General features: G+C 61.8%; 9 protein-coding genes. 1 reads left to right on the top strand and 8 read right to left on the bottom strand.

Going from position 1 to position 12,896, the window contains the following annotated elements; all coding sequences use genetic code 11:
• Window positions 1–143: 143 nt before the first annotated feature.
• Complete coding sequence (gene pyrE / locus DW171_RS09110; protein WP_117655467.1) at window positions 144–824, bottom strand: orotate phosphoribosyltransferase; 681 nt, start codon at window positions 822–824, stop codon at window positions 144–146.
• 434 nt (window positions 825–1,258) lie between these two features.
• On the opposite strand from pyrE, the gene mgtA reads away from it, so the two are divergent.
• Window positions 1,259–4,027 carry a magnesium-translocating P-type ATPase gene (mgtA, locus tag DW171_RS09105; protein WP_118271021.1) on the top strand — a complete coding sequence of 923 codons (2,769 nt, stop codon included), beginning with the start codon at window positions 1,259–1,261 and terminating at the stop codon, window positions 4,025–4,027.
• Between the two features lie 79 nt (window positions 4,028–4,106).
• Here mgtA and DW171_RS09100 read toward each other — a convergent pair whose 3' ends face one another.
• The 7 genes from DW171_RS09100 to DW171_RS09070 form a co-directional block, all read right to left on the bottom strand.
• The gene (locus tag DW171_RS09100) at window positions 4,107–4,793 is read right to left on the bottom strand and encodes a hypothetical protein (RefSeq protein ID WP_117634529.1); all 687 of its coding nucleotides are present in this window, start codon (window positions 4,791–4,793) and stop codon (window positions 4,107–4,109) included.
• A gap of 35 nt (window positions 4,794–4,828) precedes the next feature.
• Entirely contained in the window at window positions 4,829–5,566 is a 738-nt protein-coding gene (locus tag DW171_RS09095) for a hypothetical protein (protein ID WP_117862810.1), read from the bottom strand.
• Window positions 5,567–5,642: 76 nt separating this feature from the next.
• Entirely contained in the window at window positions 5,643–7,202 is a 1,560-nt protein-coding gene (locus tag DW171_RS09090; protein WP_147357357.1) for a zinc ribbon domain-containing protein, read from the bottom strand.
• Window positions 7,203–7,222: 20 nt separating this feature from the next.
• Complete coding sequence (locus tag DW171_RS09085; protein WP_118271019.1) at window positions 7,223–7,672, bottom strand: hypothetical protein; 450 nt, start codon at window positions 7,670–7,672, stop codon at window positions 7,223–7,225.
• A 145-nt stretch (window positions 7,673–7,817) separates the two neighbouring features.
• Window positions 7,818–9,362, bottom strand: coding sequence for a helix-turn-helix transcriptional regulator (locus DW171_RS09080; RefSeq protein ID WP_158571049.1), 1,545 nt, complete (start codon window positions 9,360–9,362; stop codon window positions 7,818–7,820).
• Window positions 9,363–9,701: 339 nt separating this feature from the next.
• A complete protein-coding gene (locus tag DW171_RS09075) occupies window positions 9,702–11,015 on the bottom strand; it encodes a DUF4038 domain-containing protein (protein ID WP_118271017.1) in 1,314 nt (437 codons plus the stop codon).
• Between the two features lie 208 nt (window positions 11,016–11,223).
• The gene (locus DW171_RS09070) at window positions 11,224–12,651 is read right to left on the bottom strand and encodes a PTS transporter subunit EIIC (RefSeq protein WP_118271016.1); all 1,428 of its coding nucleotides are present in this window, start codon (window positions 12,649–12,651) and stop codon (window positions 11,224–11,226) included.
• Between the last annotated feature and the right edge of the window lie 245 nt (window positions 12,652–12,896).

Raw genomic sequence — 12,896 nt, 5'->3', positions numbered from 1 at the left:
GCGAAAACCCGCCAGAGCGAGCAAGGTGCCTTGAAACGAGGCGGCATTGACCTTCTGGTCATGCCGCCGAAGTTGAAAGGCAGATTGCCGCTCTGGCGGGTTTGCAGCGTCGAGCAGTTACGGCGTTTGGTAAAACGCCGTAACTAACGAGCTCCGTACTGCTCGTAGTAGGCGTCGATAGCGGTCTTGAGCTCGTCGTCGATGACGACTTTGCCGTCGATCTCGTGGTTGTAGAGGGTCTCGACGACCTCGGCCATGGAGACGATGCTCGCGACGGGGAAACCGTACTTGGCCTCGATCTCCTTCTGCGCGGTGGTCACGCCACCCTTGCCGACCTCCATGCGGTTGAGGGACACGATGAGGCCCTTGATCTCGACATCGGCAGCAGCCTTGACCTTGGGATAGGTCTCGTCGATGGACTTACCGCTGGTGGTGACGTCCTCGACCATGACCACGCGGTCGCCGTCCTGGGGCTCGTAGCCCAGCAGGTTGCCCTTGTCGGCGCCGTGGTCCTTGGCCTCCTTGCGATCGCAGCAGTACTTGACCTCCTTGCCGTACAGCTCGTGGTAGGCAATTGCGGTCACGACGGCCAGCGGAATACCCTTGTAGGCCGGTCCAAACAGCACGTCAAAGTCGTCGCCAAAGTTATCGTGGATGGCCTGGGCGTAATACTCGCCCAGCTTCTTGAGCTGATAGCCCGTCACATAGGCGCCGGCGTTCATAAAGAACGGGGACTGACGGCCGCTCTTGAGCGTAAAGCTGCCGAATTTAAGAACGTCGGACTCAACCATGAACTTGATGAACTCTTGCTTGTAAGCCTCCATGCGGGCTCCTCTCGTAATCGCGTACGTGCCTTCCAGTTTAGCGCAGGCAGGGCGCGTTGCGGGCGCGCTTTGGGGCCTCGGCATTCTGTAAAGGCTTTGTCAGGGGCAATGGTTTTCCAAACATTGGGGTTGACACGGCAAACCCCCTCATCAAGAATACGGGCGGATTGTAACGGGTACGAGATACCCAAAGCGCGCCGCGCCCGGCCTTAAGGAGGTGTGCCATGGAAGGCAGTCATAGTCGAAAAACCTGCATGTCGCCCTCGGCACGCCGCGAGGATTCCGCGCACGCATAAGCGCCAACAGCCGATCGTCAAAACTACCACAAAGGTGCCTGTCCCTTTGTGGTGGTTCGAAAGCATGACGTGAGCGACATCTAGTTTTTTGAAGCAAATACGACACGTACGCTAACTCCCTTCAACAAGGAGGACCCTATGCTGATGCTCAAAACCGCCACGGTACTCGAAGCTATCTCCAAGCGCCGCCGCACGGCGCGCCCCGCCGCTCACACCGGCATGTCCAAGAACACCATATTCGCCGCCACCCATAGCGCCGAGGATGCCCTCGTGCTGTTCGACGCCACAGCCGACGGGCTCATCGCCGAGCACGCCGCCGAGCGCCTGAGCGCCGTCGGCCCCAACACCATCGAAGCGCCGACCAAGACGCTCGCCCGCCGCATCGCCGACGCGTTCGTCGATCCCTTCGCTGGCATCCTCGCCGCCCTCGCACTGGTCTCGCTCTACATCGACGTGCTCGCCGTGCCCGAGCTGCAGCGTGACCCCTCCACGGTCATCGTCATCGGCATCATGCTGCTGGTATCGGGCGGCATGAAGTTTATCCAGGAAGCCCGCAGCGGCAATGCGGCCGAGGCCCTTAAGGACCTGGTCTCCAACACCTGCTGTGCCCTGCGCGACGGCGAGCGCGTCGAGATCCCCTTCGACGAGCTCGTCCCCGGCGATGTAATCCGCCTCTCTGCCGGCGACATGGTGCCGGCAGATGCCCGCATCATCACCGCGCGCGACCTGTTTGTGATCGAGTCCGCACTCACCGGCGAGAGCGAGGCCGTCGAGAAGACCGCTGCCATCACCGTCGTCGAGGGTGCCGACGGCTCCGCGCTACCACTCTCTGCCTGCAAGAACATCGTCTTTACCGGCACCTCCGTGCAAAACGGCACCGCCATGGCGCTTGTCGTTGCCACCGGCTCGGACACCTACCTGGGCGGCATCGCCAAGATGCTCAACGGGCGCGGCGAGAAGAGCGCGTTTGACCGCGGCGTCTCGAGCGTCTCCATGCTGCTCGTGCGCCTCATGCTCGTTATGGCGCCGGCGGTCTTTGCCATCAACGCCGCCACCAAGGGCAACGTCATCGATGCGCTGTTGTTCGCCACGAGCGTGGCCGTGGGCATCACGCCGCAGATGCTCCCCGTCATCGTGACCACGAGCCTGTCGCAGGGCGCCAAGGACCTCGCCCGCCACCAGGTTATCGTCAAGGAGCTGCCGGCGATCCAAAACCTCGGCGCGATGGACGTCCTGTGCTGCGACAAGACCGGCACCCTCACCGAAGACCGCATCGTGCTCGAGCGCTACCTCAACACCGACGGCAACGAGGATGCGCGCGTGCTGCGCCATGCGTTTTTGAACAGCTTCTTCCAGACCGGCCTCAAAAACCTTATCGACCTGGCCGTCATCGACCGTGCCGATGTGACGCCCTCGACCGTCGTGCCCGATTCTATGCTGGGCCAGAGCCTGCGCGACCGCTATACCAAGGTCGACGAGGTGCCCTTCGATTTCTCGCGCCGTCGCCTGAGCGTAGTTGTCGCCGACGCCCAGGGCAAAACCCAGATGGTCACCAAGGGAGCTGCCGAGGAAATGCTCGAGATCTGCTCCTTTGTCGAGGTCGATGGCGCCGCCCAGCCGCTTACCGAAGATAAGCTCGCCCAGATTCGCAAGCAGGTCGCCGGGCTCAACGCCGAGGGCCTGCGCGTGATTGCCGTGGCGCAGAAAACCAATCCGCGCTGCGTGGACGAGTTTGGCATCGCCGACGAATGCGACATGGTGTTGATGGGCTTTTTGGCCTTCCTCGATCCGCCCAAGGCGAGTGCCGCGGGCGCCGTCGCCACGCTCGAGGCCAAGGGCGTGGCAGTCAAGGTCCTGACCGGCGACAACGACCGCGTCGCGGCCACCGTCTGCGAACAGATCGGTATCGACGCGAGCAACGTCTTGCTCGGCTCCGAGATCGATGCGCTCGATGACGCCGAACTTGCCGAGCGCGCCGAGAACACCCACCTCTTCGCCAAGCTCTCGCCGCTGCAGAAGGCGCGTCTGGTGCGTGTCATGCGCGAGCTGCTCGGCCACACCGTGGGCTTTATGGGCGATGGCATCAACGACGCCGCCGCCATGCGTGCGAGCGATTGCGGCATCTCGGTCGATTCGGCCGTCGACATTGCCAAGGAATCTGCCGATATCATCTTGCTCCAGAAGGACCTGGGCGTGCTCGAGCGCGGCATCATCGAAGGCCGCCGCACCTACGGCAACCTACTCAAGTACCTCAAGACCACGGTGAGCTCCAACTTTGGCAACGTGCTATCCGTGACCGTCGCGAGCCTGTTCTTGCCGTTCTTGCCCATGAGCGCTCTGCAGTTGGTGCTGCTGTCGCTGGTCTACGAGATCGTGTGCATCGCGCTGCCGTGGGACACCGTCGACGACGCCTGGACCGCCCGTCCGCGCGCCTGGGATGCCGCGTCCATTAAGGGCTTTATGCTCGAGTTGGGTCCCGTGAGCTCACTGTTTGATATCGTGACTTTCGCCGTGCTCTTCTTTGTGGTGTGCCCCGCCGCCGTGGGCTCAAGCTGGGCAGAGCTTGCCACTGTAGGCGACGTCGCAGACATGGCGGCCTTTACGGCGCTCTTCCAGAGCGGTTGGTTTGTCGAGTCCATGTGGTCGCAGACGCTCGTGATCCACATGCTGCGCTCCCCGCGTCTGCCGAGCGCGCGCGACCACGCCGCGCCGGCACTGTGCGCTCTCACCGTGCTGGGTCTGGTACTCGTCACCTGGCTGCCGGCAAGCCCCATCGCCGATGCGCTAGACCTCATGCCGCTGCCGCCGAGCTTCTTAGCGCTGCTCGTCAGCATCGTCGCCGCCTACATCGCACTCACCCAGCTGGCCAAGCGCCGCTACATCGCCCGCCACGGCGAACTGCTGTAACGCACGAGTTGTGACGCTCGACCCATCAGGCGGTCAAAAAGTCCCGCCTCACTGTCCCCTTTGTGGTGGTTTTGGTGCGCTACGAGGCATTGGTCAGGCGGCTCCAGAGTTCGTCAATATCGATTTGGTCGCCGCCGCTCAGATAACCGGTGTGAATAAAAGACTCACTATAGATATAGATGTCATGCGCGCTGTCGCCATCATCTTCGGTGTCGTAGGCCGAAATCACGTAACGGCTGCCGTCGAGCGCCTTGACCAGCCAATACACGGAATCGTCGATTGTGCACTTCTCCTGCACTATCGCCGCATCGCCGATTGCGCCGGTGAGCGCACGATTGCCCGTCGTATAGCCGCCCACCGAGAGCAAAATCGCCACGCTATCGTCTCCGCCGCCCGGCTCAAGTTCCTCGTACTCGGACTCCGAAAGCGGTATCGCGCTGTTCGCAAGTTCGTCCACGTCATCCGAAATCTTAGAAAAGGTAAAAGCGAAAAGTCCCGCGTCATCGGCGGCACCGTAGCCCACGCTCTCGCCTTGCCACTCATAGTTTTGATGCTTGAGCAGGCGCACCAGGTCGGCGCCGTCCAAGTTGATCGCAGCATAGACCGTCACGTTGGCGTTGTCGTCTACACAGGCGGCGTCCGCCGTGGTCGCCTTCTTGGCACCGCCCGCGCCGCCCAATCCGCCCGAGCAGCCAGCCAGCGCACAAGCCAGCGCACCCGCGCCTGCCACAAAGGCCGCACGGTTCATCGTCACTTCATTCATCATGTTCGTTCCTCGCTATGGTATTGGCCACGTCGCACCTAGCCGAGCGCGCGTCCAGTCTTTTCCTGCCAAAACTCGTCTATCGTCGGAGCACCGCCGCCCTGGGTAAACCTACCGGTCTTGATAGCCTCCTCGGTAATGAGATCCAAGCGGTAGTCACCGTTTTCCATCGGACTCGCCATGGCAACGTGCCGCGCCATGTTAGAACCGTATACGCACGCGATCCATGAGCCCGAAGTAATCTGCGCCCGGTCCTCGACCGGCACGGAAAAGCCCGCGATAACATCCTCGCAGCTCGAATAGCCCGAAAGTTGCAGCGTGAACATCACGGTGCTTCCGGTGCCGCCCTTGTCGAGCTTTCCGATTTCGTCCTCGCCGAGCCATTCGGTCGCGCCGTCCTTGCTGATATTGCAGACGCTGAGCACGTGTCCCGCCTCGTCCTCGTACATCTCAAGCGCGTCTTGCCAGGTATAGCCCTGCTGCGAGGCAAACTCCTGCAACTGCCAGCCCTTAAGCTCGAGGAGCGCCGCGATGCTGATGTTGCGGTGCGCATCCCAGCAATCATCCGACCACGTATCGAACGCATCCGCCGAGCCGCTGTCCGCATCGCCGGAATCGCCCGACGTCGCACCCGCGTCCATCTTGTCCTTTACCGGGCGGTCATCGTTAAAACCCGTCGCATCCTGCGTCCGCTGTCCGCCGCACCCCACAAGCGTCAGCAGCGCCGTTCCCGCCGCCGCGACAAATGCCGTGCGCGAAAGTACCGTCTCCCTCATCATTGTTCCTTTCCCGTTCTTTATCACCATGCCGAGAAACACATCCGGCATCGATTCACACATAAGCCGCCTCACGCTATTGACGAGGCAGCTCCGTCCAGCCAAAACCGGGTTCAAAACCATCGCGTGTACCGATCACATCGCCCGAACCGTTGACCCAGGCCTGGTCGGCCATCACCGAGACCTCGACATCGGTGCCGTCGGGTCTGGCGTAATGGTTGACCCCGCGAATGGCATCGGAATACGAGGCGGCGCCCGTCCCCACGCCCGCGCTGGAATAATTGACGGCGCTGGCAGCCATATTCGCGGCGTGCTGACGGTCGCTGCGATCGAACCACGCCTGCTGGTAGCTGTCGAACGCCGCCTGTTGCGAGGCATGCATCTGTTGCCAGGCTGCAAACTGCTGTTGCTGCTGGGCAATGTTCATCTGCGTGCGTTGGCGCTGCTCAAGCACCATCTGTTGCTTTTGAGCTGACGCCTCGCGTGCAATCGCCGGATTGAGCCGCAGAGTCGACGCCATTGATGCAAGCGCCGTGGAGGCCGCCTCTTCCAGGCGACCTTCTGGCGCAACCAAACAGAAGCTGTCCCTGATACGCCACTGCAGCAGGTCGGCCGCACCCAGCTCGAACGACGCTCCGTCCGGGCAACCGCCTCGACCCGTGGGCTGTTCTTGCGCGACGCCCTGTCCCGCCGCTGCCGCCGCCTTGCGCTCGCGCAGGCGCTTGCCCAAAACACCGCCGATCAGCCCACTCGAAAGGCTCGCGCCCAGCAGCGCCTCGGCCCCAGCGGCAACACCTTTGCCCATAGAACCCGCGACGCCTCCGATTGAAAACATATAGCCCTCGACTTTGGCCGCCACCGCGAGCTCGGTGGGCACCGGAGCGCCCGTGAGCCGATATCGACGCATGCGGCACTCATAGACCACATCACTCGGTTCCATCGAAAAGCCCTGGATTGCAAAGTCGTTTGCCGCCTCGCGCTTTACGCGGGCACGCTCGCGCTCGATATCGACCGCCGCGCTCGATGGGTACGGTTGCTCGGCAACAACCTCTGCCCGCGCGCCCAGCCGTGCTGCACAGGCCTGAGCCAGCTCGTCGCAAGCTGCCTCCACGTGCACAAACACCTTGCGTTCGGTTTGCGTGGGGATACGCTTGGCAACGGCGCCCGCATCCACGTAGCAGAGCTCGGAGCGGTACATAATCCGCTCACCCATCGGACCCGCCGCCGTCACGCCAACCGAAATCGGGCAGTCGAAACTGCCGCTGCGCTCAAGATGCGCTTCTTCGATATGCCAGCCCCGCGGCAGCACCACCTGCGCGAGTGCCTGGCCGCCAGAGGTATCGCATGCGGCATGAAGCTCAAGGTCACCGATGTGAGGCGCATCCGTCGTGGCTGCGTCACGAGACGACGCGACGCCGGCAGTCTCCACCGGCGCATCGGCCGGCGCGTCCACACTCGGGTCGCCGCCTTCGTCCGCATCGTCATCGGCAGTCGCCCCATCTATAGCCCCCACGGCGCCCGAGTAGCCCACAACGCCCTCAAGTCGGACGCCGCACCCCGGGCAAAATCGCACCGGCACGCCGGCGACCCGAGGCAGCTGCGCCCCGCACGCCGGGCAGAATCTCAAGTCACTCATCCCGTACATCCCTAATTTCGTTAGCTGTTTTTGATTGCAGCAAGCTGCCGCCATAACTCATCGGCACCGTTAAGTCGATACGCCGTCTTATCGAGCACGATGTTTTTGCCCTCAAGTTCTACCGATTGCTCCGAGCCATCCGCATAGACAAAGACGAGCGTTCGGCCGGCATCGCTCGTCCGCTCATCCACCGCATCCCCCACGGTGCAGCCATCGAGCGCGGCAAAAGTCGATGCGACCAGTTCGGCATCGTCGGTCTCATAGGCCGTCCGCGCCTCCCCGTCCTCGATAAGCTTGACCGCCACCGGAACGGCAGCGCAATCGTTGAGCGACACTTGCGCGGCAGTCTTTCCCTGAGCGCCATGGTCGCCGGCAACGTAAACTCGCATGAGTGTCACCGCCGCGGCAAAGACCACCACGGCGATAAGCGCGCCCGCAATTTTATTAGACGCGCAACCCCGAGACGCCATAGGTGCACCCCCTCCGTTCTGCTCTGCTCAGCATCACATTCATATGCCTTTGAGCACCAAAACGGCAGGTGACAAATGTCTCATATTCATATTTTTGCAGGTAAAAAACCACCACAAAGGTGCCTGTCCCCTTTGTGGTGGTTAGCTAGTCTTGGGGTGTCCAGGACCAGAAGAAGTTGATGAGGGCTACGCGCGAGGAGGCACCTGTCTTTTTGTTAATCGAAGCGATGTGGCGATAGAGCGTGGAACGCGAAAGGAAGAGTGCCGCCGCCACGTCCTGCACGCTGTCGTCCGAAACGACCAGTGCCTCCAGAACATCGCGCTCGCGCTTGGTGAGCCCAAAGGCGGCAACGAAGCCATCGAGCCGATCGTCAAACGAAAGCTCCGGCGCCTCCAGGGGCACCGTGTCGGCCTGGCCGGGCTCACAGCTCACGCCAAGATCGTCGGTGGCAAGCGCCAGCCCGCCGTGCGTCGCCTCGCCCTCACCGTCTTGTCTAAACTGCCCTAACAGCGAAATCGCGATGCCGACAAACAGCACGAGCACGACGCTCACTGCCGCCAGCACGTTTTGACTCGAGATAATCGCCACCGCCGGAGCCGTCACGAGTATCGAGCAAACGTTGTTGATAACACGGCCCATGCACGGCCACAGATACGCCCAGCGGGCATACATCGAAATCGCGGCGAACTTCGCGGTGAAGAACACCACGAAAAAGCCCGTGCCAAGGTAAAAGATAATCGTGGCGGCAAGCGTGTTGCCACCGTTGCCATCGGTGATAAGTACAAAGAACGAGAGCGTGGACAGCATGGCGGCGCACGTCATGATGATATTCATATACGAACGCCCACGCAGGTCATACAGGACGCCGGCGGCAAGGGCGCTCACAACCAGCAGCAAGCGCGGCCAGTCGCCCAGATCGATAGCGCCAGCGGCATGCGAGGTCGTAAGGCCGGCATTGAGGGCCGCGAACACGCCGGTGAGGCAAGCGGTCGCCACCGTCAGACGCACCACGGCACCCTGAAAGGCCGCCTTTGCCTCGGGGTCATCGTGCCACCTGGCGCCACGCTCCGACGCATCGACCGATAGCTCGGCAATCCCGACCTCGAACTCGGGCGCAGGCTCATCACGCAATTTAGCGCGGCGGGCACCGTGAAGCAGCCCCACCAGCGCGATCGCACAGGCAATGAGAACAGACTGCTGGGGAATGCCCGCAGGCATCACCATATGGTTGAGCACCTGCACCAAAATGCCCGCAGCATAGGAAACCGCCACGGCGCGCGCCAGGCAGGGCGTCTGCGCAAAACGCCGCGCAAGATTGGCATGGGCGGTCGATCCGCAATAGCCCAGGGCGCAGCACGCCACCAGGCCGCCGGCAATTACTACCTCAAACCGCACTGCCATAATCATCAGCAGCAACGCCGATACCAACAGCACGCCCGTAATATCGCTCGTCGCATCGATCGTCTGGGGACGGCGATAGTACAGAAATGGGCGCACGAAAAAGCCAATCACGCTCGCGCCGACAACGATGCTCTCGTAGATGACGACCTCACTCGATGGCACGAACTCGGCCATGCGCGCATCAAAGAAATACTCGCACGCCAAAAACGTGAAGAAGAACAGCGCTAGGCACAGAATCTCCCGCATGCCCCGGCGCAAATATGCGGTTGTGTCTCCCAGGTCCCTCATGGTAACCCCCACCCGCTTTGTTGTCCGGAACACCATTTTAATAAAGAACCAATCTCAATATCGAAGCCAAGTTCGAAATGTTGCAAATTCGACCCCAGCCGTCCGCATGACGCCGCGATTTTGAGCCGCATGACCCAGAAGGGGCGCGCGCGGCTTGCAGCTCGACAAGGAGTGCCCTCCAACTGCCACTCATTTAAGCACTCATTTAAGTACGTCCCCAATGAGTAAACAAAGAGTGCGACGGAATGGCTCCCCTTGGCAGCTTAAAGCCGTCATGCAGGAACCATTCCGTCGCAGTCTAATGAAAGGGACTGGGTTGTAAATGTTGGAGAAGAGCCGTTAGCGCCCGGGGGCCAGGATCACCAGCGCGTCGTGCTCAAAGGGATGCTGCGCCACGCGCACGGTGCCGTCACCGTTGTCACGGACGGGCAGCTTTGCGATGCGCTTGTCCTCCATGTCGAGGACCGTCGCCGTCCAGCCACGCGCGCCGTCGAGCTTAAACTTGAGCGCCGTGGTACGCGGCAGGTACGCGACGATGCGATCGCCAACGCGCGCCACACGGATGGACTCGCGCGCGTCGTCGAGGAGCTCCTGCGCCGGAACCACGGCAAGTGCATCGTCGGCAGCCGTAGCGCCCAGGGCGGCAAGCACGTGCTCGATCGCGCCAAAGTCCCACACACCCGCAAACTGCAGGCACTCTTGCCAGCGGAAGGGCATGTCAAAGCCCTCGCCCAGGACCGAGCCCTGGCTGCGCGATGTCTGCCAGTTCCACACGCCGTGTGCGCCATAGGTCACGCCGGCACTGGCGCCGGCAAGAATCGACGACCATACGCTCGCGCGGCAATCCTGCGCGGTAAAACGCCAGTAGACGTTGCGCGACGCACCCATCTGCTCGTAGCAAGGCTCGGAGTTGACCATCGGCTTTTTGGGATAGTTGGCGATAAAGTCCTGCGGCAGACGCCATGCCTCGGGCTGGCCCTCGTAGTTGTGGCCGGGCTGGAACATATAAAAGTCCAGACGGTCCAGATACTGCGCCGGAATGGTGCGGTTACCGCGGTTGATATGCATGGTGCGCAGTGCCTCGGGCGCGCGCTTGACGACCTCGTCGAGGGCGTCCTCGTAATAGGCGATCGCCTCGTCGCCGGCAAAGTCGGTATCGCCCGTCACCACGTAGACGGGGTCGAACTCGCCCAGGTTCTCGACGACGCGGGCAACGTGGACGCGAACCTCCTCACGCGGCATAACCTCGGCGCCGCAACGCTCGGCGATCTTGGCGCCCCAGGTACCGGGCACGTAATTGCACCACATGAGCACGAGCGCCGGACGAATGCCGTGCTCGACGGCAGCACGGCACATGGCGGCGGCACGATCCCAGTACGCCTGGTTGGGACGGGACCAATCAAAGTGCACGCCGTCCTCGCTGGCATAGGGCCAAATGCCCAGGTCGGGGCAGCAGCGATCCCACTGCGGCAGCGTGTTGATCTGCAGTGCGTTCATGCCCTGCTCGGCACGGCGGGTCAGGTAGTAATCCCAGTCGTTCTCGGCGATGCTCGTAAATGCGCTCCAGCACGTATCGGCAAACCAGAAGAACGGTTTGCCCTCGCACAAAAAGCCATCCTGGCGACCGTTGACGGTCAGCTTTCCCAAACTCATCTGCATGTCCTTTCGTTTGATAAAGGATTTGCGAACCGCCGAGGGCTTTCGCGGTAACCCCGCGCGAAAGCCCCCGCCGCTTGGCAAACCATCGCGGGCGAATACCGTCCGCCCCATCAGTCTACCTTGCAAGAAGGGCCCCGCCGGGCTTACGCCTGACGGGGCCCTGTCGTGTAGGTGAGGTCATATGTGACCGAACGGTTTGGCCTTAGGCCTCCATCTCGGCGAGTTCCTCCTTGGAGAAGCCGCAGGCAAAGACGACGGCAGCGGCGATGACAAAGGAGATTGCCATACCAACGATAGCCCAGACGGTGTTCATCTGGCCACCCTGCAGGTAGTTGGTGAAGACCAGGAAGTTGGAGGCACCGCCTGCGAGGTAGTAGGTAACACCCATGAGGCCGGAGAACACAGCGCCGATAGCACCGCCGATGAACATGCCAAACATGGTGCGACGGAAGCGCATGAGGATGCCGAAGAGCGCGGGCTCGGTGACGCCGCCGGCGATGGCGGAGATGACGTAACCGATGGCGAGAGACTTCTCGTCGGGGTTCTTCATCTTGAGGAAGGCACCGAAGGCGCAGCCCCAGACAGCGGCCATAGCGCAGTTGGTGGAAACGAAGACGAAGGGATCGTAACCGGCAGCGATGATCTGAACCTGGGCGAGCAGGATGACGGGCATGTGCATGCCGCAGACCACGAAGAGCTGCCAGAAGGCGCCGAGGATGGCCATGACGATCAGGATGCCGATGCCGCCAAGGTCAGCAAGGCCGAAGAGGGCGTTGGCGATCAGCGTACCGATCTCGTTGCCGATCGGAGCGAGGACGATGAAGGCGATGGGGATGGTGACGATCATGGTGCAGAACGGCGTGAAGACCGTGGAGAGCACGTCGGGCATGACCTTCTTAAAGAACTTCTCGATGAAGTAGAGGACGGGCACCGAAAGGATGATCGGCAGGACGGACTGCTGATAGTTGGCAGCGGCGATCTGGATGCCGTAGACGGAGATGATTCCGCCGCCCTCCTGGGTGGCGACGCTCACCACGGAAGGAGCCATGAGGGCGCCACCGAGCAGCATGCCGAGCACGGGGCTGGCGCCGAGCTTCTTAGCCGCGGCATAACCCAGGTAGATGGGGATAAAGGTGAACGTGGCCTCGTACAGCGTGGTGTAGAGGAACGTATAGGTCGGGTCGTCGGCCGAGAGCACACCGAGCATGGTGGGGCCGAGGACGGCCGCGATGGTACGGAACAGACCGCCGGCCATGAGCAGCGGGATGAGCTGGGTCATGGAGCCCGACAGATAGTCAAGGATGATGTTCGGCAGGTTCTTGAGCTCGAACTTCTGCTTGGAAGCATCGAGGTTCTCGTCGACGGCGGCACCCTGCTTGACGCCGGAGATGGCGACGAACTCGGCGAGCACCTTGGGCACGTTCTGGCCGATGATGACCTGGAGCTGGCTGCCGGCGAACTGGCATCCCAGAACACCCTTGACCTTCTTGATCTTCTCCACGTCGGCCTTGTTGTTGTCCTTGAGCGTCAGACGCAGGCGCGTCATGCAGTTGGTGGCGACGGAAACATTCTCCGCACCGCCCACGAGCTCGAGGACATCGGTGGCAATCTGCTTGTTATCTACTGCCATGGGACCCCTCCCCATATCTTCGTGTGCCAGCCCCCTTGGGCTTAGGCACGCCTTTGGCCCGGCGACTATAACCCCTTACGGTTGCCGGACCCTTGGATACGCTTTTGTAAACAAGGTGTTTACTGAACGTTTACGGGCTTTAGTTTACACGGAGCGCCGAATTTATGGCAATTTTGCCGTCTACAGTCCGGTGAACGGTAGGAAATCGGGGGTGAACGTATTTGAATGGCGGGAAATGGTCTCTT

The sequence above is a fragment of the Collinsella sp. AM15-2 genome (assembly GCF_003471985.1).
GTDB lineage: Bacteria > Actinomycetota > Coriobacteriia > Coriobacteriales > Coriobacteriaceae > Collinsella.
This window is presented reverse-complemented; position numbering and strand designations above follow the sequence as displayed.

Coding starts and splice junctions, on each gene's coding strand:
- pyrE (WP_117655467.1), bottom strand. CDS start 824: ATGGAGGCTTACAAGCAAGAGTTCATCAAGTTCATGGTTGAGTCCGAC.
- mgtA (WP_118271021.1), top strand. CDS start 1,259: ATGCTGATGCTCAAAACCGCCACGGTACTCGAAGCTATCTCCAAGCGC.
- DW171_RS09100 (WP_117634529.1), bottom strand. CDS start 4,793: ATGATGAATGAAGTGACGATGAACCGTGCGGCCTTTGTGGCAGGCGCG.
- DW171_RS09095 (WP_117862810.1), bottom strand. CDS start 5,566: ATGAGGGAGACGGTACTTTCGCGCACGGCATTTGTCGCGGCGGCGGGA.
- DW171_RS09090 (WP_147357357.1), bottom strand. CDS start 7,202: ATGAGTGACTTGAGATTCTGCCCGGCGTGCGGGGCGCAGCTGCCTCGG.
- DW171_RS09085 (WP_118271019.1), bottom strand. CDS start 7,672: ATGGCGTCTCGGGGTTGCGCGTCTAATAAAATTGCGGGCGCGCTTATC.
- DW171_RS09080 (WP_158571049.1), bottom strand. CDS start 9,362: ATGAGGGACCTGGGAGACACAACCGCATATTTGCGCCGGGGCATGCGG.
- DW171_RS09075 (WP_118271017.1), bottom strand. CDS start 11,015: ATGAGTTTGGGAAAGCTGACCGTCAACGGTCGCCAGGATGGCTTTTTG.
- DW171_RS09070 (WP_118271016.1), bottom strand. CDS start 12,651: ATGGCAGTAGATAACAAGCAGATTGCCACCGATGTCCTCGAGCTCGTG.